Origin of the sequence: Streptomyces sp. NPDC096205 (assembly GCF_044763135.1) — a bacterium.
Classification (GTDB): Bacteria; Actinomycetota; Actinomycetes; order Streptomycetales; family Streptomycetaceae; genus Streptomyces.
Genome location: NZ_JBIWFS010000014.1, coordinates 90341 through 109746, shown reverse-complemented (window position 1 = coordinate 109746; position 19406 = coordinate 90341). Strand labels below are relative to the sequence as shown.

The window sequence follows — 19406 nt, the reverse complement described above, 5'->3', positions numbered from 1 at the left end:
GCTCGTCGGACGCGTACTTTTAACGACAACACGCGTCTGTAGGAGCAGTCTTGGCACGGAAGATCGGCAGCCGGTACACCGCCAACCAGATCCTGGGGCGGGGCAGCGCCGGCACGGTGTGGCTGGGCGAGGGCCCCGACGGGCCCGTCGCCGTCAAGCTGCTGCGCGAGGACCTCGCGTCGGACCAGGAGCTCGTCGGGCGCTTCGTACAGGAGCGCACCGCCCTGCTCGGCCTGGAACACCCGCACATCGTCTCCGTACGCGACCTCGTGGTCGACGGCAACGACCTCGCGCTCGTCATGGACCTGGTCCGGGGCACCGATCTGCGCACCCGCCTGGAGCGGGAGCGGCGGCTCGCCCCCGAGGCGGCCGTGGCGATCGTCGCGGACGTCGCCGAGGGGCTCGCCGCGGCGCACGCGGCCGGGGTCGTGCACCGGGATGTCAAGCCGGAGAACGTGCTCCTGGACATGCAGGGCCCGCTCGGGCCCGGCGGGGCGCACCCGGCCCTGCTGACCGACTTCGGCGTCGCCAAGCTCATCGACTCGCCGCGCCGCACCCGCGCCACGAAGATCATCGGCACGCCGGACTATCTCGCGCCGGAGATCGTCGAGGGGCTGCCGCCGCGCGCGGCCGTCGACATCTACGCGCTCGCGACCGTGCTCTACGAGCTGCTGGCGGGGTTCACGCCGTTCGGCGGGGGGCATCCCGGCGCGGTGCTGCGGCGGCATGTGACCGAGACGGTCGTGCCGCTGCCCGGCATCCCGGAGGAGCTGTGGCAGCTGCTCGTCCAGTGCCTGGCCAAGGCACCGGCCTCCCGACTGCGCGCCTCCGAGCTCGCCGCCCGGCTGCGCGAGCAGCTGCCGACCCTGACGGGGATGCCGCCGCTGGACGTGGACGAGCCGGACAGCGAGCCCGAGGAGGAGTCCGCGGGGGGCGTGACCGGACGGGGCGAGGTGCCTGCGGCGCGGGAGCGGAAGGGGGCCGTGTCGCTGGTCCCGGGCGCGAAGCCCGACTCCAACCGTGACACGCATACGTCGATGAGGGTGCCCGCGCCCGACGAGCTGGCCGGCGGCGCCCGGGGTACGGCCCGTGCGCCGCGGGCCTCCGGCGCGCCCCGGCCGGGTTCCGCCCGGCACCGGTCCGCCACCCGGAGGCGCCGGCTGACGCTGGGGGCCGCCGCGGTGGCCCTGGTCGCCGCTGTGGGAGTCGGCACATGGGCGGCCACCTCGGGCGACGACCCGGGCACCCCCTCCGACGACCGCGGCTCCTCGTCCCCGGCGTCCCCCTGAGCCCCGGGGCTCCGCCCCGGACCCCGGCCCCGTTCCCCCTGTGAACCGCGCTCACCGCCTGTGAACCCCACTCACGGACCTCGCCGCCCGGCGGAGCCGTTACGCTGGGAGCGTGGCAGTCGTCGATGTATCCGAAGAGCTCAAGTCCCTCTCCTCGACCATGGAGTCGATCGAGGCCGTTCTGGACCTCGACAAGCTGAGGGCAGACATCGCCGTGCTCGAGGAGCAGGCGGCCGCGCCGTCCCTGTGGGACAACCCGGACGAGGCGCAGAAGATCACCAGCAAGCTGTCCCACCTCCAGGCGGAGGTGAGGAAGGCCGAAGCCCTGCGCTCGCGGATCGACGATCTCTCCGTGCTGTTCGAGATGGCCGAGGAGGAGGACGACCCGGACACCCGTGCCGAGGCCGAGTCCGAGCTCGCGGCCGTCAAGAAGGCGCTGGACGAGATGGAGGTCCGCACGCTGCTGAGCGGTGAGTACGACGCCCGCGAGGCGCTCGTGAACATCCGTGCCGAGGCGGGCGGCGTCGACGCCGCCGACTTCGCCGAGCAGCTCCAGCGCATGTACCTGCGCTGGGCGGAGCGCCACGGCTACAAGACCGAGCTCATCGAGACGTCGTACGCCGAAGAGGCCGGCATCAAGTCGACCACCTTCTCCGTGCAGGTGCCGTACGCCTACGGCACGCTCTCCGTCGAGCAGGGCACCCACCGCCTCGTGCGGATCTCGCCCTTCGACAACCAGGGGCGCCGCCAGACCTCCTTCGCGGGCGTCGAGGTGCTTCCGGTCGTCGAGCAGACCGACCACATCGACATCGACGAGTCCGATCTGCGCATCGACGTCTACCGGTCCTCCGGGCCCGGTGGCCAGGGCGTCAACACGACCGACTCCGCGGTCCGCATCACGCACCTGCCCACCGGCATCGTCGTCTCCTGCCAGAACGAGCGCTCGCAGATCCAGAACAAGGCCACGGCCATGAACGTTCTGCAGGCGAAGCTGCTCGAGCGGCAGCGCCAGGAGGAGCGGGCCAAGATGGACGCCCTCAAGGACGGCGGCAGCTCCTGGGGCAACCAGATGCGTTCGTACGTCCTGCACCCGTACCAGATGGTCAAGGACCTGCGGACGGAGTTCGAGGTCGGCAACCCGCAGGCCGTGCTGGACGGGGAGATCGACGGCTTCCTGGAGGCCGGCATTCGCTGGCGCAAGCAGCAGGAGAAGTAACTTTGTCGATTTGACAGTTTGATGATCGATTCGCCAACCGCCCTCGCTTTCGGGGGCGGTTGGCGTTTGTCCGGGTTTCGCAGGACGCTCACAGGGGTGAATTCCGGCATCGCGCACCGGAATTGGGCAATGCGTACGCAACGGCCTTGACGTTGCTTTGAAAAATGGGAAGGGTGAAGCGTGGCATGCGTATTCCTGGGACGCATGTGAACCGGGGGGCTTCGCTTCGATCCGACTACCTCCGTTGATCACCGTCCCGAGCGCCGCCTCATCGACGATCAGCTACTGGGGGTAGCAGCCTGATGACCAACAAGACGCGGATCCGAGTCGCGCGCATAGCGGCCGGTGCCGTGATCGCCGCCGGTGCCTCGCTGACCGCCGCGGGAGCCGCTTCCGCCGCCGAGTCCGACGAGTGCGTCCTCGGCATCCTGTGCGCCGACGAGTCCCCGAGCCCCGACCCGGAGCCGGACCCGACCAACACCGGCCTGCCGACCGACATCCCCACGGACCTTCCGACGGACCTGCCGCCGGAGCCCACGGAGGAGCCGACGGAGCCGACGGAGGAGCCGGAGCCCACCACCGAGGAGCCCAGCGAGGACCCGAACCCGACCGAGGACCCCTCGGAGGACCCGAGCACCGGTAACGGCAACGGGAACGGCAACAACGGCAACGGGAACGGCCAGGGCAACGGCAGCTCCGGCAACAACACCGACCCGAACGGTGGCTCCGGCGACTCGGCGCAGGGCGAGGGCTCCTCGTCCCTGACCGACACCGGCACGGACACCGGTACGGGCACCGGCACCGGCACGGGCTCCGACACCACCGCCCAGGGCGGCGGCCAGGAGCTCGCCGAGACGGGTGCCGCGCAGACCACCTTCCTGGTGATCGGCGCCGCGACGATGATCGCCGGCGGTATCGGCTTCCGCATCCTGCCGCGACTGGTCGGCGGCCGGGGCGGTGCGGCTGCCTGACGGCGGCCGGCGTCTCTCACGCCAGTTCCAAGGGCCTGGAGCTCGCGCTCCGGGCCCTTCGGCGTCACACGGTCTGGTGGGCGGCCAGCAGCGCCACAGCGGCGATCAGGATGGCCAGCAGCGCGATGAGCGCCATGGGGTTCAGACCGGCGAAGAAGTTCTCCTGCTGCAGTCGCTCTCTGTTCGCACGGCACACCGGACAGCGACCCTCCGCCACAGGGGCGGCACAGTTCGCGCACACCAACCGGTCGTACGTCATGCGCTCGCCCTCCTAGTGCCGGGTCCTTACCTGAGAACGCGCCCGGGGGTGAGAACGTTCCCCCTCCACTGTGCCAGGTTCTTCCGGTGCGCAAAAACGAACAAGGTACACACAACCGCTCCCGGAGCCTGCGGTTGCGCACCCGGTTCGCGTATGGTCACGCACATCTACCCCCGGCGACCCGTGGTGCACCCGTGATCCGATTCGACAACGTCTCCAAGGTCTACCCCAAGCAGAGCCACCCCGCACTCAGGGATGTGTCCCTGGAAGTGGAGAAGGGCGAGTTCGTCTTTCTCGTGGGGTCCTCCGGCTCCGGCAAGTCCACGTTCCTGCGGCTGGTCCTGCGCGAGGAGCGGGCCAGCCACGGGCAGGTGCACGTACTGGGCAAGGACCTCGCGCGCCTCTCCAACTGGAAGGTGCCGCACATGCGCCGCCAGCTGGGGACCGTGTTCCAGGACTTCCGGCTGCTGCCGAACAAGACGGTGGCGGAGAACGTCGCCTTCGCGCAGGAGGTCATCGGCAAGTCCCGGGGCGAGATCCGCAAGTCCGTGCCGCAGGTGCTGGAACTCGTGGGCCTCGGTGGCAAGGAGGACCGGATGCCGGGCGAGCTGTCCGGCGGTGAGCAGCAGCGCGTGGCCATCGCGCGGGCGTTCGTGAACCGGCCCAAGCTCCTGATCGCGGACGAGCCCACCGGCAACCTCGACCCGCAGACCTCCGTCGGCATCATGAAGCTGCTCGACCGGATCAACCGGACCGGCACGACCGTGGTGATGGCGACGCACGACCAGAACATCGTGGACCAGATGCGCAAGCGCGTCATCGAACTGGAGAAGGGCCGCCTCGTGCGCGACCAGGCACGTGGCGTCTACGGCTACCAGCACTGACGACCGACTGCTCCACGGAAAGGCTTGACCAGACGCCATGCGCGCCCAGTTCGTACTGTCGGAGATCGGTGTGGGTCTCCGCCGCAACCTGACGATGACCTTCGCCGTCGTCGTGTCCGTCGCCCTGTCCCTGGCGCTGTTCGGCTGCACGCTGCTGATGAGCGATCAGGTCAACACCATGAAGGGCTACTGGTACGACAAGGTCAACGTCTCGATCTTCCTCTGCAACAAGAGCGACGCCGAGTCCGACCCCAACTGCGCCAAGGGCGCGGTCACCGAGGATCAGAAGAAGGAGATCCTCGCGAGCCTCGACAAGATGAACGTCGTCGAGAAGGTGACGTACGAGTCGCAGGACGAGGCGTACAAGCACTACAAGGAGCAGTTCGGCGACTCCCCGCTGGCCAGCTCCCTGACGCCGGACCAGATGCAGGAGTCGTACCGCATCAAGCTCGAGGACCCGACGAAGTACAACGTCGTCGCCACCGCGTTCAACGGGCGTGACGGCGTGCAGTCCGTGCAGGACCAGAAGGGCATCCTGGACAACCTCTTCGAGCTGCTCAACGGCATGAAGTGGGCGGCTCGGGCGGTCATGGCGCTGATGCTGGTGGTGGCGCTGATGCTGATCGTCAACACCGTGCGCGTCTCGGCGTTCAGCCGTCGGCGGGAGACCGGGATCATGCGCCTGGTCGGCGCCTCCGGCTTCTACATCCAGGCGCCGTTCATCGCGGAGGCGGCCGTCGCCGGACTCATCGGCGGCAGCGTGGCCTGCGCCTTCCTGGTGGCCACGCGCTACTTCATCATCGACCACGGCCTCGCCCTGTCCGAGAAGCTCAATCTGATCAACTTCATCGGCTGGGACGCCGTCCTCGGCACCCTCCCGCTGATCCTGGTGACCAGCCTGCTGATGCCCGCGCTGGCCGCGTTCTTCGCGCTGCGCAAGTACTTGAAGGTGTGACGCACGCCCCGAGGGCCGTACGGTCAACCGACCGTACGGCCCTTGCCGTTGTCCTAGACTCACCGCCATGTCAGGTCGTGACCTGTTCTGTCAGCCCCGCCGCGTCGGCCGCGGGGCTGCCCTGACATTGGTGTTCGCCGGGGTGCTGGCCGCCGGTGCGGCGACCGGGGCACTGCCCGGTGAGGAGCGCAGACCCGAGCCCGAGGTGAGCCGGACCGCCGCCGCGTCGGTCAGCCGGCACGAGGTGGCCGAGGCCGCGGCCGAGGCGATGGCCGACGGCAAGTCCCCGGAGGAGGCCGCCGAGCGCGCGGTCAGCCGCAGCGGGGACCGGTGGGGGGCCGTGTACTCGGAGGGCGAGTACGAGGAGTTCACCGAGGCCCTGGACGGGCGCTACACCGGCGTCGGGCTGTGGGCCCGGCGCGAGCGGGACGGGCGGATCGAGGTGGCCCGGGTGCGCTCGGGCTCACCGGCCGACGGGGCCGGCATCCGCGAGGGCGACCGGCTGCGCAGCGTAGACGGCCGCACGGTCGACGGGCGCCCGGTCACCGAGGTCGTCTCCCTGCTGCGCGGCGACGCCACCGAAGCGGCCGTCGGTACGACGGTCAGGCTCGGCCTGGAGCGCGGCACACGCGCGTGGAGCGTCACCCTGCGCCGCGCGAGCCTGTCCACGGAGCCGGTGACCGTACGGGGGCTGCCCGGCGGGGTCACCGTGATCAAGGTCGCCGCGTTCACCAAGGGCTCGGGCGAGCGGGTGCGGGGCGCCGTACGGCAGGCCCGTCCCGGCGGGATCATCCTCGACCTGCGCGGCAACTCCGGAGGCCTGGTCACCGAGGCCGTCAGCGCCGCCTCGGCCTTCCTCGACGGGGGCCTGGTCGCCACCTACGACGTCGAGGGCGAGCAGCGCGCCCTGCACGCCAAGCCCGGCGGCGACACCGAGAAACCCCTGGTCACCCTGGTCGACGGCGGCACCATGAGCGCGGCCGAGCTGGTCACGGGCGCCCTGCAGGACCGCGGCCGGGCGGTCGTCGTGGGCGCCCGCACCTTCGGCAAGGGCTCGGTGCAGATGCCGAGCCGGCTGCCCGACGGCTCGGTCGCCGAGCTGACCGTCGGCCACTACCGCACTCCGGCGGGCCGGGGCGTCGACGGCCGGGGCATCACCCCCGACCTGGAGGCGGACGGGGAGGCCCTCAAGCGGGCCGAGACGGTGCTGAGCGGACTGGGCAAGCAGTAAACGGCTTCCCGTCGGACCCCTGTGTAGTGCGAAAATGGACGGCACTATGAGCAAGGGAATGTACGTACCCAAGGAGTCCCAGCCCAAGCAGGGCGGGACGGCCGCCAAGGCCAAGGACGGCGAGAAGGGCGGCAAGCGCAAGATCGTCGCCCAGAACAAGAAGGCGCGGCACGACTACGCGATCATCGACACCTACGAGGCCGGCATCGTGCTGACCGGCACCGAGGTGAAGTCGCTGCGTCAGGGCCGTGCCTCGCTGGTCGACGGGTTCGTCCAGATCGACCGGGGCGAGGCGTGGCTGCACAACGCCCATATCCCCGAGTACAGCCAGGGCAGCTGGACCAACCACTCCGCGCGCCGCAAGCGCAAGCTGCTGCTGCACCGCGAGGAGATCGACAAGCTGGAGGTCAAGGCGGGGGAGACGGGTCACACCATCGTGCCGCTCGCCGTGTACTTCAAGGACGGCCGCGCGAAGGCCGAGATCGCTCTCGCGCGAGGCAAGAAGGAGTACGACAAGCGCCAGACCCTGCGCGAGCAGCAGGACCGCCGGGAGTCGGACCGGGCGATCGCGGCGGCGAAGCGCAGGCAGCGGGGCGCGTAGCCCCGCCGGGAATACGCTGGCACAGGCGTGCGTTCGTCACGTACGATGGCAGCAGCACCGGCCGGACGACCGGTGTGCAGATTGAAAAATCAACATGGGGATGATCGGTTTCGACAGCGGCTGTCGAAGCAGGGGAAGCGTGTCGAGGAAGCGGCCATGATCTCGTAAACCACAGGCCGAAACAAATAATCGCCAACACCAAGCGCGATTCCTTCGCCCTCGCTGCCTGATCAGCGACTCGCGAAGTGTCAGCCCGGGCCTGTTCCCGTCCCGGATCCTGGCATCAGCTAGGGAACTAAACCTTGATCCCGGTCACGGGGTGAAGAGGGAAATCTAACAGTGACTGAGCCCGTTCCGGACTTGTCTGGGTGATCCGGAGGGCTGAGAAACTCGTACCAGACTGCACACGGAGAAGCCCTGATTCCGCACCGTTGGACGCGGGTTCGATTCCCGCCATCTCCACCAGCCCCTTTCGGGGGCACACCCCATGTGGGCACAGGCCCCGTCGCTTCCGAGCGGCGGGGCCTGTGTCATGTGGTGATCCCATGTGATGGGGTGAGCGGATGCCGATACGTCTTCGTGCCGTTCCCGCCGCACTCGCCGGTGTCCTGCTGCTCGCCGCGTGCGGCTCCGAGCAGGCCTCGCCGCAGAGCACCACAGGCCCGGCGACCTGCGGCCCGTCCACGGGTCCGAGCCCCGCTCCCGACCCGTCGCCGGAGGACGGCGTGAAGGTCGTCGCACTGGACACCTGCGGGTCCCAGGCCTCCGCCGAGATCGAGGTGACGAACCGGAGCACCCAGGCCGCCGCCTTCACCGTCACCCTCGGGTTCGTCTCGGAGCTGGGAGGCGACACCGTGGAGCACGTCGTCGCGTCGGTCGGCCCGGGCAGGACCGTCTGGAGCGCCGTCGATCTGGGGGCGTGGTCCCAGGTGTCCGACCTCAAGGTCCTCAAGGTGCGCAGCGTGCCCGCCGCCGAGGCGCCCTCCGCGTCGGGGCCGTGCCCGGCCTCCGGGGTGCATGTGTACGCCGACCAGGGCGACGCCGCCATGGGGCTGCGCGTGGTCGGGCTGCATCTCGTCAACTGCGGCAGCACGCCGTACGAGCTGAACGGCTACCCCGAAATCGAGCTCCTCGACGAGGCGCATGACTCCGTGAAGGGCGTACGGATACTGAAGGGGACCGAGCAGATCAGCACCGGTCTCGGCGGCGAGGGCGGGCCTCGGCCCGTCGTCCTCGAGCCCGGTGAGGGCGCGGCGGCCACGCTGGCCTGGCGCAACACCACCCAGTTCGGCGAGGCGGTGAACGTGCCCTACGTCCGGCTGGTTCCCAAGTCCGGTGCGCGGCCGGTCATCGTGACGCCGGAGCTCGACCTCGGCACGACCGGGCGGCTCGGCGTCGGGGCATGGCGCAAGGACGACAGCGGCGTCCAGAGTTCCGGCCGCCCATAGCCGGAGGGCCCCTTGTGGGGTCCCACTCCATATCGGCCGTTGGTTCACGGTTCTACGTTCCCTTCCCATGACACAGACCAGAGCCGCAAGCCTCATCGCCGTCCTGACGGCCCTTCTCGCCGTCCTGCTCACCCCGGTGCCCGCGTCCGCCGCCTCCCTCCAGGAGGTCACCGGGTTCGGGACCAACCCCGGGGCCCTGAAGATGTACCGGTACGTCCCCGACGGGCTGCCCGCGGGCCGGCCCGTCGTCGTCGCACTGCACGGCTGTACGCAGAACGCGTCCGGGTACGGGACCGGCAGCGGCTGGCTGCAACTGGCCGACCGCTGGGGCTTCTCCGTCGTCCTGCCGCAGCAGCAGGCCGCCAACAACTCCTCCGCCTGCTTCAACTGGTTCCAGACCGGCGACATCCAGCGCGGCCAGGGCGAGGCCGCGTCCGTCGCGCAGATGGTCGACCGGCAGCTCGCCGACACCGGCGGGGACGCCTCCCGGGTGTACGTGACCGGGCTGTCCGCCGGAGGCGGGATGACGGCCGTGATGATGGCGGCGTACCCGGAGAAGTTCGCGGCCGGCGGGGTCGTCGCCGGGCTGCCCCACGGGTGCGCGCAGGCCGCCGGGTCGCCGTACGTGTGCATGTACGTCGGGGCCACGCAGACCCCGAAGCAGTGGGGCGACCGGGTGCGGGCGGCGCGGCCCGGGTACACCGGGCCCTGGCCGGTGCTGACCGTCTTCCAGGGCAGCGCCGACTACACGGTCAAGCCGGTCAACATGACCGACCTGATGCGGCAGTGGACCGATGTGCACGGCGCCGACCAGACCGCGGACGTCTCCGACACCGTCGCCGGCTACCCGCACCAGGTGTTCCGGGACCCGGCCGGGCGGCCGGTCGTCGAGACGTACAGCCTCACCGGGATGGGGCACGGGCAGCCCGTCGATCCGGGCAGCGGGAGCGAGCAGTGCGGGACGGCCGGGGCCTATCTGCTCGACGTGAACCTGTGCGCGGCCTCTCGTATGAGCCGCGCGTGGGGTCTGTCGTAGGTCCCCGTCATCCGGGATGCTCCTGAGGCATGAGCAGACCCGGCATCAACCTTCCCAAGAGACTGTGGACTTGGCCCGTGACGCTGGTGCTCGCCGCCGCCGTCCTCGGGCCCGGGGCACCGGCCGGTGCGGACGCCGACCGCACCGGCCTGCCCGAGGCCATCGACACCATCCTCGGCGACCCGCGCATGGAGGGCGGCATCGCGAGCGTCGTCGTCGCCGACGCGGCGAGCGGTGACGTGCTGTACAGCCATCTGCCCACCACCCGCCTGATGCCCGCCTCCAACACCAAGCTCGCCACCTCCGCCGCCGCGATGGGGATCCTCGGCCCCGAGCACCGGTTCACCACCGACGTGCTCACGGGCGGGCGCCGCGTGGGCTCCACCCTCGTCGGCGACCTGTATCTGCGCGGCACCGGCGACCCCACGCTGCTGGCCGCCGACTACGACCGGCTCGCCGCCGACGTCGCCGCCTCGGGCGTCACCCGGGTCGAGGGACGGCTCCTCGCCGACGACACCCGCTTCGACGACCAGCGCCTGGGCCGCTCCTGGGCCGCCGACGACGAGTCGTCGTACTACTCCGCCCAGATCAGCGCGCTCAGCGTCGCCCCGGACACCGACTACGACACCGGCACGGTCATCGTCACCGTCACCCCGGGGGCGAAGGCCGGCGACGAGCCGTCCGTCACCGTCACACCCGACACCGACTACGTCGACGTACGGGTCGACGCCACCACGGTCGCGGCGGGCGGGGCCAACGACCTCACCGTCGAGCGCGAGCACGGCGGCAACACCCTCCATGTCACCGGCACCACACCCGTCGGCGGCTCCGGCGCCAAGGAGTGGGTGACCGTGTGGGAGCCCACCGGCTACGCCGCGGCCGTCTTCCGGGATGCGCTCGCCGCGCACGGCGTACGGGTCACCGGGCCGACCCGGCTGGGACGGCAGACCCCCTCCGGCGCACGGCAGTTGGCGTCCCACGCGTCCATGCCGCTGAAGGACCTGCTGATCCCGTTCATGAAGCTGTCCAACAACATGCACGCCGAGGCCCTCACCAAGGCCATGGGGTACAAGGTGTCCGGGCAGGGCACCTGGCCGGCCGGGCTCGCCGCGGTCTCCGGCTACCTCAAGGGCGTCGGCGTCGACACCGCCCGCGTCCGCCAGGTCGACGGCTCGGGCCTGTCCCGCATGGACAACTTCCCCGCGGCCCAGCTCACCCGGCTGCTGCTCGCCGTCCGCGCCGAGCCCTGGTACGCCGACTGGTACCGGTCCCTGCCCGTCGCCTGCGACCCCGCCCGGTTCGTGGGAGGCACCCTGCGCACCCGGATGTGCAACACGCCCGCCGCACGCAACGCCCGCGCCAAGACCGGCTCGCTGACCGGGGCTTCGGCGCTGTCCGGGTACGTCACCGACGCGGACGGGCGTGAACTCGTCTACAGCATCGTGCTGAACAACTACCAGGCCTCGTCGGTGAAGCCGCTGGAGGACGCCGTCGTCGTCACCCTGGCCCGCTCCACCGCCGATGAGGCGGCGACGCCCGCGACCGTCCGGAGCACCGCCCCGGGCAGCGGCCCGGACAGCGGCCTGGAGTGCGCCTGGGCCAAGCCCGCCCGCTGCTGAACCTCACGGCGTGCGGGGCGCCGTGGACGCCCGTACCGTCAGCCGGGGCCGCAGCGAGGTGGCCCCCGGTACGGGCGTCCCGGCGAGCTTGCCGACCAGCAGTTCCACCGCGCGGGTGCCGAGCTCGGCGGTCGGCAGCGCGACGGACGTGACGGGCACCCGCACGGACTCGGCGAGGTCGTCCGGACAGATCGCGGTGACGGACAGATCGCCGGGCACCCGCAGCCCGAGCTGCTCGAACGCCTCGACCAGCGGCTCCAGGACGGCCTCGTTGTGCACCACCACCCCGGTCAGCGCGGGCTGGGCGCGCAGCAGTTGCTCGGCGACCCGGCGGGCGGCGGCGGGCGCGACCTCGCAGGGGTGCACCCGCGAGGACATCCCGGCCCGGTCGGCGGCCGCGGTGAAGCCCTGCACCACCCGCTGGGCGAACGCCGTCCGGCGCACATACACCTCCGGCGGCGACCCCACCAGCGCCACCACCCGGTGCCCGAGCCGCGCCAGATGGTCCACGCAGGCCTCGGCGGCCGCCCGGAAGTCCAGGTCGACGCAGGTCAGCCCGGCCGGCTCGGCGGGGAACCCGATCAGCACCGAGGGCCGCTCCAGCGAGCGCAGCAGCGGCAGCCGGGGGTCGTCGAGCTGGACGTCCATCACGATCAGCGCGTCCACCAGCGCGGTGTCGGCGACCCGGCGCAGCCCGTCGTCGCCCTCCTCCTGGGTCAGCAGCAGCACGTCATGGTCGTAGCGCCGTGCCGTGGTCACCACGGACACCGCGAACTGCATGACGACCGGCACATGGATGCCCGCCCGCAGCGGCACCACCAGCGCCAGCACGTTCGACTTGCTGCTGGCCAGCGCGCGGGCCCCGGCGTGCGGGCGGTAGCCCAGCTCGCGGACGGCCTCCTCGACGCGCCGCCGGGTCTCCTCGGAGATCGGGCGCTTGCCGCTCAGGGCGTAGGAGACGGTGCTGGGGGAGACCCCGGCGCGCCGCGCCACATCGGTGATCTTGACCATCAGTCCAGCTCCAGCAGCAGGAACCCGGTCCCGGCCGGCGCCCGCACGATCCGCTCCCCGGCCGCCAGCGCCCAGGGTGCGGCCGGATCGCCGCACGAGGCCCGCAGGGCGGTCCCTTCCCGCACGACGGTGAAGTGCGTGTCCCCGACCCGGACCGCCACCTGGGCGCCGCGCTCCAGGCCGTACGCGTGCAGGGTGACGTTCTCGGCGTGCGGGTAGTCGGGCCGGTCGTCGACCGCGCCCACCGGGATCACCGCGCCCGGTCTGACCAGCAGCGGCACGCTGGTGAAGCCGTGCCGCTCACGCACCCAGCGCGGCCCGGTGACCGTCTCGCCGGTCGTCAGATGCGTCCAGGTGCCCTCCGGCACGTAGTAGGACACCTCGCCGGAGTCGGCGAACACCGGCGCGACCAGCAGGTCGGGGCCGAGCATGTACTGCCGCTCCAGATGCGTGCAGGCGGGGTCGTCCGGGAACTCCAGGACCATCGCCCGCATCACCGGCACGCCCTCGGTGTGCGCGACGCGGGCGGCCTCGTACAGATACGGCATCAGCCGCAGCTTCTGCCGGGTGAAGTGCCGCAGCACGTCCACCGACTCCTCGTCGAACAGCCACGGCACCCGGTAGGAGGAGCTGCCGTGCAGCCGGCTGTGCGAGGACAGCAGGCCGAAGGCGATCCACCGCTTGAACAGGGCGGGTGTGGGCGTGCCCTCGAAGCCGCCGATGTCATGGCTCCAGAACCCGAACCCGGTCAGACCGAGCGAGAGTCCGCCGCGCAGCGACTCCGCCATCGACTCGTACGTCGCCTCGCAGTCGCCGCCCCAGTGCACCGGGAACCGCTGGCTGCCCACGGTCGCCGAGCGGGCGAACAGCACGGCCTCGCCCTCGCCGCGGTGCCGCCGCAGCACGTCGAAGACGGTCCGGTTGTACAGATACGTGTAGTAGTTGTGCATCCGCTCCGGGTCGGAGCCGTCCGACCAGACCACGTCGACCGGCACCCGCTCGCCGAAGTCGGTCTTGAAGCAGTCCACGCCCTGCGCGAGCAGCGCCTCCAGCTTGGACGCGTACCAGTCGCGGGCGGCCGGGCTGGTGAAGTCGACCAGTGCCATCCCCGGCTGCCACAGGTCCCACTGCCACACGCTGCCGTCCGGCCGCTTCAGCAGATGCCCGAGCGCCCTGCCCTCGGCGAACAGCGGGGAGCGCTGCGCGATGTACGGGTTGATCCACACGCTGACCCGCAGATCCCTCTCGTGCAGCCGGGCCAGCATCCCTTCCGGGTCCGGGAACACCCGCGTGTCCCACTGGAAGTCGCACCAGTTCAGCTCGCGCATCCAGAAGCAGTCGAAGTGGAACACCGACAGCGGAAGTTCGCGCTCCCGCATGCCCTCGATGAACGAGGTGACGGTCTTCTCGTCGTACGACGTCGTGAACGAGGTCGACAGCCACAGGCCGAAGGACCAGTCGGGCGGCAGGGCAGGGCGGCCGGTGAGGGCGGTGTAGCGGCGCAGGATCTCCTTCGGGGTGGGCCCGTGGATGACGTAGTACGTCAACTGCTGGGCCTCGACGCTGAACTGGACGCGGGAGACGGTCTCCGAGCCGACCTCGAAGGACACCTTGCCGGGGTGGTCGACGAAGACGCCGTAGCCGGCGTCGGTGAGGTAGAAGGGGGCGTTCTTGTAGGCCTGTTCGGTGGACGTGCCGCCGTCGGCGTTCCAGATGTCGACGACCTGGCCGTTCTTGACGAGCGGGCCGAAGCGTTCGCCGAGGCCGTACACGCAGGTGCCGACGGTGAGGTCCAGCTGCTCGCGCAGATAGTGGGCGTCGGTTCCGTCCCGCATGATGCCCATGCCCTTGGGGCCGCTGGAGGTGAGGGTGCGGCCGCCCGCGAGGAAGTCGACCTGCCAGGGGCCCGTACGGGAGACCCGTACGGAGAGGGCGCCGGAGGTGACGGTGGCGTGTTCGTCGTCGTACGCGGTGTGCGCGGCGCACTTCTCCTCGGCGAGGGCGAACGCGGGGCCGGCCGGCCGCTCGCCGTCGAAGTGGGTGAGGGTGACGCCGATGACGTCCGGCATCGGGGTGTGCACGCTGATCGTCACGACCGGTCCCTTCAGCAGGTCGCCGCGGTGGCGGACGGGCTGGGTCGGCGCGTGGATCTCCAGCCGGCCGTCCTCGGCGGTGACGTCGAGGACCTCGGCCGGATGGGCTGCGGTGACGCCCTCGCGCAGCAGCCAGTGACCATCGGTGAACTTCACGTGGGGTGTCCTTACTTCACGGCTCCCACGGCGATGCCGCGGGTGAGCGTCCGCTGGAAGACGAGGAAGAAGACGACGGCGGGCAGCACACCGAGCAGGGCGGCCGCGTTGGTCATCGTGGCGTCCATCAGCCGCTGGCCCTGGAGCACGCCGAGGGCCACGGACACGGTCTGGTTGTCGTTGGAGATCAGCATCACCAGGGGGAGCAGGAACTCGTTCCAGGTCCAGACGAAGAAGAAGACCATCAGCACCCCGAGCGTGGGCCGGCTGACCGGGACGACGACCCGCCACAGGATCTGCCACTTGTCCGCCCCGTCGATCCGGGCCGCCTCGATCACCTCACGCGGGAACCGGCCGAGGACCGAGGAGAGCAGATACGTGCCGAACGCCGTCTGCAGCACCGTGAACACGATGATCACGCTCAGCCTGGTGTCGTACAGGCCGAGTTCCTTGCTCAGGTAGTAGACCGGGTAGACCAGCGCCTCCTGCGGCAGCGTGTTGGCCAGCACGAAGAACGCCAGCACCCAGGTGCGGCCCCTGATCCGGCCTATGCCGATCGCGTACGCGTTCAGCACCGACAGGCCCACGGCGAGCACGGCCACGGACCCGCTGATGAGGAGGGAGTTGAGCAGCTTGCGCGGGTAGTCCACCCGTTCCCAGAAGTTCTCCAGGCCGTCCAGATGGATGCCCTCGGGGAGGCTGAGCGGGCCGTTCTGCGCGTACTCCGCGGGCGACTTGACCGCGTTCATCACCACGATCAGGAACGGCACGACCATGAAGAGCGCGGCGAGGCACAGCGCGATCAGCACCGGGTAGCGGCGCAGGGCCCTGGTCATGACTCCTCCGCGCGGGTCTGGAGCTTCAGCCCGACCAGCGAGAGCGCGAGGATGAGCACGGTGAGCACGGTGGAGATCGCGGCGCCGTAGCCGACCTGCGTCTTCTCGAAGAACGTGGTGAAGGAGAAGTAGGAGGGCACGTTCGTGGCCCCGCCGGGCCCGCCCTTCGTCAGCACGTACACCGCGCCGAACACCTTCAGCGCCGCGATCGTGCACCAGGTCAGCACGACGTAGATCTCCCCGCGGATCTGCGCCAGCGTGATGTGCCCGAAGCGGCGCCACCAGCCCGCCCCGTCCAGCTCGGCCGCCTCGTACAACTGCGGGTCCACCCGCTGGAGTCCCGCCATGAACACCACCAGCGGGAAGCCGATCTGCACCCACACCATCACGCCCATGACGCTGTACAGGGCGAGGTCGGGGTCGCCGAGCCAGTCCTGCTGCCAGGAGGAGAGTCCCACGGCCTTCAGCAGCTCGTTGAGCGAGCCGTTCTCCGGCGCGAGGATCCAGCTCCAGACGATGCCTGCGACCGCGATCGGCAGCACCTGCGGAAGGTAGAAGCAGGCGCGCAGGACGGTGACCGTACGGGTGCCGAAGTGCTTGCCGATGTAGTCGAACAGGGCGGCGGCCAGGACGAGTCCGAGCGCCGTCGGCACGGCGGCCATCGCCAGGACCATGAACAGGCTGTGCCGGAACGACGCCCAGAACTCGCTGTCGTCCAGCAGCTCACGGTAGTTGGCGAGTCCCGACCACTGCGGGGTGCCCACGCCCTGCCAGTCGGTGAAGCCGACGTAGGTGTTCATCGCGAACGGCAGCACGACGACCGCGAGGAAGGCGAGGGCACCGGGCAGCAGGAACAGGGCGTAGGAGTGGCGCAGCCGGCTTGTCACGTCTGTCGTGCTCGTCATCGCTCGGGCGCGCCCTTGTCGTACGCCTCCTGAAGGGCGTCCAGGTAGGCGTCCGGTTCGGTGCTGCCGGTGAGCAGCTTCTGGGTCTCGGAGACGAGGACGTCGTAGAAACCGGGGACCGGCCAGTCCGGGTAGAAGGCGAGGCCGTCCCGGGCGGTGAGGGTGTTGAAGTCGGCGATGAGCTTCTTCGCCTTCGGGTCGGTGACGGCGCTCGGGTCGGCCGCGACCGGGACGCCGCCCTTGTTGCCGAGCAGGTTCTGGATCTTCTTCGACAGGGTGATGTCGATGAAGTCGTAGGCCAGTTCCTTGTTCTCGGCGCTCTGGGGGACGACCCACAGATTGCCGCCGGAGCCGAGGGTGAGGTCGGAGCCGGGCCACAGGAAGGTGCCCCAGTCGAAGGCGGCCTCGTCCTGGAAGCGGCCGTACCACCAGCTGCCGGAGAACAGGATCGGAGCCTTGCCCCGGAGGAAGGAGACGCCCGCCTCCTCGGCCTTGGTGCCGCTGGACGTCCCGGCCAGGTAGCCCTTGTCGACCCAGTCGGCGAAGGTCTGCGCGGCGTACGTCCAGGCCGGGTCGTGGAAGTCGGTCTCGCCCCGGTACAGCTCGTAGGCGTCGACCCACGAGCGGTCCGCCTTCGACAGGGCCAGCTGGTAGAGGTACTGCTGGGCGAGGTACTCGGCGCCCGCGTTGGCCAGCGGGGTGACGTCGTGCTCGGCGAAGGTGTCCATCGCCGCGGTCAGTTCGTCGAACGTCCTCGGCTCGGGGACCTTGTACTTGGCGAACAGGTCCTTGTTGTAGAAGACCATCGTGTACTCGGCGTAGTTCGGCACGCCGTACCACTTGCCGGAGCCCATCACGCCGTTCGCGTCGTACAGGCTGGTCGTGCGCACCCCGGGGCCGAGCTTGTCGTCCCAGCCGCGTTCGGTGGCCTCGGGGGTGAGGTCGGTGAGCAGGCCCTGCCGGGAGAGCAGGCCGGCCGTGGCGTTGCCCTTGTTGTACTCCATCAGGTCGGGCGCGTCGGAGGAGTTGAGGACCATCGGGGCGGTCTTCTGGATCTGCTCGAACGCCTTCTCCTCGTACGTGACCCGCACGCCGGGGTGCGTGGCCTCGAACTCTCTGATCGCCTCGGCCCAGGCGATGCCCATCGCGCTGTTGGGGGCCTCGTAGTGCCAGAGGCGGAGGGTGGTGCTGTTGCCGTCGCTTCCGCCGTCGTTGCCGCCGCCGCAGGCGGCCAGCAGCAGGGATCCCGCGAGGATCACCGTGCCTGCCGCCGCCGTACGCCTTCTTGCCGTCAACATCCTGTGCCTCCTGGGGAGGGGAGCCGGATGGTGCATCGGGGCTTGGCCCGTCGAAGCGATTCGATGAGGGGCGTCGAAGCGCTTCGACGGAGGAAGGTATGTGGGGGCGGGGTGGGCGTCAATGGGTCGGACGGGAGTGGTTGTTGCGGAGATCCGTGTCAGCGGCGGCGGGTGGCGAGGGTCAGCGGTGGGTGCCGCGGGTGGCGTGGCGGGCGGCGAGGGTCAGCGGTGGGTGTCGCGGGTGGCGTGGCGAGCGGCGAGGGTCAGCGGTGGGTGTCGCGGGTGGCGTGGCGGGCGGCGAGGGTGATCAGCAGGGCCGTGGCCGCCGCGGTGACCGGGATGCCGTAGCCGGCGGTCTCCGAGAGGTGCTCGGCGGCCCAGCCGCCCAGCGCGCTGCCGCCGGAGATGCCCGCGAGGAGGCCGGTGACGGCGAGGGTCATGCCTTCGTTGAGGCGGCCCTCGGGGGTGCGCTCCTGGATCAGGCTCATGCCCGTGATCATCGTCGGGGCGGTCGCCATCCCCGCCACGAGCAGCGCGGCGGCCAGGACGAGCAGCGAGCCGGTGAGCTGCGCGGCGAGCAGGGGCAGGCCCATCAGGGCCGTCATCGCGGCGATGGACCAGGGATACCGCCGGGCAGCCGGACCGCCCGGCTTGAGCGCCCCGTAGACCAGCCCCGCGATGCAGGACCCGGTCGCCTGGAGGCCGAGGACGACACCCGCCGCCGAACGGTGTCCCTGTGCGTCCGCGAACGCGAGGGTGACGACCTCCATGGCCCCGAAGACGACGCCCATCGCCAGACAGGCGAGCAGCAGCGGCGGCATGCCCGGGGCACGCAGGGGCGAGCTGCCGGACGCGGCCGGCGGTGAGGGCGGCGGCTCGGTCGAGCGCTGCGCGAGGAACACCGCCATGCCGGTCAGCAGCAGCGCCCCGCCGGCGAGCGTGCCCGCCTCCGGGAAGAGGGTCCCGCACAGGAACGCGGCGAGCACCGGGCCCAGCATGAAGCACAGCTCGTCGGCGGCCTGTTCGAAGGAGTTCGCGGTGTGCAGGGCGTCGGGGTCGCCCTTGAGCAGGTGGTTCCAGCGGGCCCGGGACAGGCCGCCGATGTTCGGGCAGGTCGCGGTGGCGGCGTACGCGGCGAACAGGGTCCAGTCCGGGGCGTCGTACCGCACGCACAGCAGCAGCGCGAGCCCGCCGAGCACCGCGAGCAGCGTGGCGGGGGCGGCGATCCTCGCCTGGCCGTGCCGGTCGATCAGCCGCGCGGTCCACGGGGCGACCAGCGCGGTCGCGGCGAGGCCGGTCGCGGTGACGGCTCCGGCGAGGGCGTACGAGCCGCGCGCGTCGGCGATCATCATCACCGCGCTCACGCCGAACATGCCCATGGGCAGCCGGGCGATCAGATTCCCGATCGTGAAGATGCGGGTGCCGGGGCGGGAGAGGAGACGGCGGTAGGGGCCGGGCGTTCGGGTGGGGCGGGGACGGAGACGGAGGTCGGCGGCTATCAGGGTGTCGGCGGTGACGGCGAGGTGGAGCATGGGGCTGTCGTGGCGGGCGCGGCGGGGGCTGTCCTGGAGGGTGTGCGGGGGCATGGTGATCAGCCT

General features: G+C 70.8%; 17 protein-coding genes and 1 other RNA gene. 11 read left to right on the top strand and 7 right to left on the bottom strand.

What is annotated here, in order from left to right:
- Nucleotides 1–50 precede the first annotated feature (50 nt).
- The 3 genes from ACIQ6Y_RS38430 (at nt 51) to ACIQ6Y_RS38420 (ending at nt 3476) form a co-directional block, all read left to right on the top strand.
- Nucleotides 51–1289: a serine/threonine-protein kinase gene (locus tag ACIQ6Y_RS38430; RefSeq protein ID WP_404047272.1), complete on the top strand. Its 1239-nt coding sequence runs from the start codon at nt 51–53 to the stop codon at nt 1287–1289.
- Nucleotides 1290–1401: 112 nt separating this feature from the next.
- A complete protein-coding gene (prfB, locus tag ACIQ6Y_RS38425) occupies nt 1402–2505 on the top strand; it encodes a peptide chain release factor 2 (protein WP_404047269.1) in 1104 nt (367 codons plus the stop codon).
- A gap of 302 nt (nt 2506–2807) precedes the next feature.
- Nucleotides 2808–3476: a hypothetical protein gene (locus tag ACIQ6Y_RS38420; protein WP_404047266.1), complete on the top strand. Its 669-nt coding sequence runs from the start codon at nt 2808–2810 to the stop codon at nt 3474–3476.
- A 64-nt stretch (nt 3477–3540) separates the two neighbouring features.
- Here the strand turns inward: ACIQ6Y_RS38420 and ACIQ6Y_RS38415 are convergent, their stop codons facing one another.
- Nucleotides 3541–3735 (bottom strand): hypothetical protein, encoded by a 195-nt coding sequence (locus tag ACIQ6Y_RS38415; RefSeq protein ID WP_404047263.1) that lies wholly within the window; start codon nt 3733–3735, stop codon nt 3541–3543.
- Nucleotides 3736–3929: 194 nt separating this feature from the next.
- Here ACIQ6Y_RS38415 and ftsE point away from each other — a divergent pair, with 194 nt between their 5' ends.
- From ftsE to dacB, 8 genes are all read left to right on the top strand, one after another.
- The gene (gene ftsE, locus ACIQ6Y_RS38410) at nt 3930–4619 is read left to right on the top strand and encodes a cell division ATP-binding protein FtsE (RefSeq protein WP_399642071.1); all 690 of its coding nucleotides are present in this window, start codon (nt 3930–3932) and stop codon (nt 4617–4619) included.
- Nucleotides 4620–4656: 37 nt separating this feature from the next.
- A complete protein-coding gene (gene ftsX / locus ACIQ6Y_RS38405; RefSeq protein ID WP_404047257.1) occupies nt 4657–5574 on the top strand; it encodes a permease-like cell division protein FtsX in 918 nt (305 codons plus the stop codon).
- A 67-nt stretch (nt 5575–5641) separates the two neighbouring features.
- A complete protein-coding gene (locus ACIQ6Y_RS38400) occupies nt 5642–6805 on the top strand; it encodes a S41 family peptidase (protein ID WP_404047254.1) in 1164 nt (387 codons plus the stop codon).
- Between the two features lie 58 nt (nt 6806–6863).
- A complete protein-coding gene (gene smpB, locus ACIQ6Y_RS38395) occupies nt 6864–7406 on the top strand; it encodes an SsrA-binding protein SmpB (RefSeq protein ID WP_404047375.1) in 543 nt (180 codons plus the stop codon).
- Between the two features lie 96 nt (nt 7407–7502).
- Nucleotides 7503–7871, top strand: a transfer-messenger RNA (tmRNA) gene (gene ssrA, locus ACIQ6Y_RS38390).
- 98 nt (nt 7872–7969) lie between these two features.
- On the top strand, nt 7970–8854 hold the full coding sequence (locus ACIQ6Y_RS38385) for a DUF4232 domain-containing protein (protein ID WP_404047251.1): 885 nt from the start codon (nt 7970–7972) through the stop codon (nt 8852–8854).
- Nucleotides 8855–8921: 67 nt separating this feature from the next.
- A complete protein-coding gene (locus tag ACIQ6Y_RS38380; RefSeq protein ID WP_404047248.1) occupies nt 8922–9890 on the top strand; it encodes an alpha/beta hydrolase family esterase in 969 nt (322 codons plus the stop codon).
- Nucleotides 9891–9919: 29 nt separating this feature from the next.
- Nucleotides 9920–11509, top strand: a complete 1590-nt coding sequence (gene dacB / locus ACIQ6Y_RS38375; RefSeq protein WP_404047245.1) for a D-alanyl-D-alanine carboxypeptidase/D-alanyl-D-alanine-endopeptidase — start codon at nt 9920–9922, stop codon at nt 11507–11509.
- Between the two features lie 3 nt (nt 11510–11512).
- Here the strand turns inward: dacB and ACIQ6Y_RS38370 are convergent, their stop codons facing one another.
- The 6 genes from ACIQ6Y_RS38370 to ACIQ6Y_RS38345 all read right to left on the bottom strand — a co-directional run bounded on the left by ACIQ6Y_RS38370 (nt 11513) and on the right by ACIQ6Y_RS38345 (nt 19340).
- Nucleotides 11513–12520 carry a LacI family DNA-binding transcriptional regulator gene (locus tag ACIQ6Y_RS38370; RefSeq protein ID WP_404047242.1) on the bottom strand — a complete coding sequence of 336 codons (1008 nt, stop codon included), beginning with the start codon at nt 12518–12520 and terminating at the stop codon, nt 11513–11515.
- Nucleotides 12520–14769, bottom strand: coding sequence for an alpha-xylosidase (yicI, locus tag ACIQ6Y_RS38365; RefSeq protein WP_404047239.1), 2250 nt, complete (start codon nt 14767–14769; stop codon nt 12520–12522). The genes ACIQ6Y_RS38370 and yicI overlap by 1 nt, the downstream gene beginning before the upstream one ends.
- 11 nt (nt 14770–14780) lie before the next feature.
- A complete protein-coding gene (locus ACIQ6Y_RS38360) occupies nt 14781–15605 on the bottom strand; it encodes a carbohydrate ABC transporter permease (RefSeq protein WP_404047236.1) in 825 nt (274 codons plus the stop codon).
- A complete protein-coding gene (locus ACIQ6Y_RS38355; protein ID WP_404047233.1) occupies nt 15602–16510 on the bottom strand; it encodes a carbohydrate ABC transporter permease in 909 nt (302 codons plus the stop codon). The genes ACIQ6Y_RS38360 and ACIQ6Y_RS38355 overlap by 4 nt, the downstream gene beginning before the upstream one ends.
- Nucleotides 16507–17808 (bottom strand): ABC transporter substrate-binding protein, encoded by a 1302-nt coding sequence (locus ACIQ6Y_RS38350; protein ID WP_404047230.1) that lies wholly within the window; start codon nt 17806–17808, stop codon nt 16507–16509. The genes ACIQ6Y_RS38355 and ACIQ6Y_RS38350 overlap by 4 nt, the downstream gene beginning before the upstream one ends.
- Nucleotides 17809–18071: 263 nt before the next feature.
- On the bottom strand, nt 18072–19340 hold the full coding sequence (locus tag ACIQ6Y_RS38345) for an MFS transporter (protein ID WP_404047372.1): 1269 nt from the start codon (nt 19338–19340) through the stop codon (nt 18072–18074).
- Between the last annotated feature and the right edge of the window lie 66 nt (nt 19341–19406).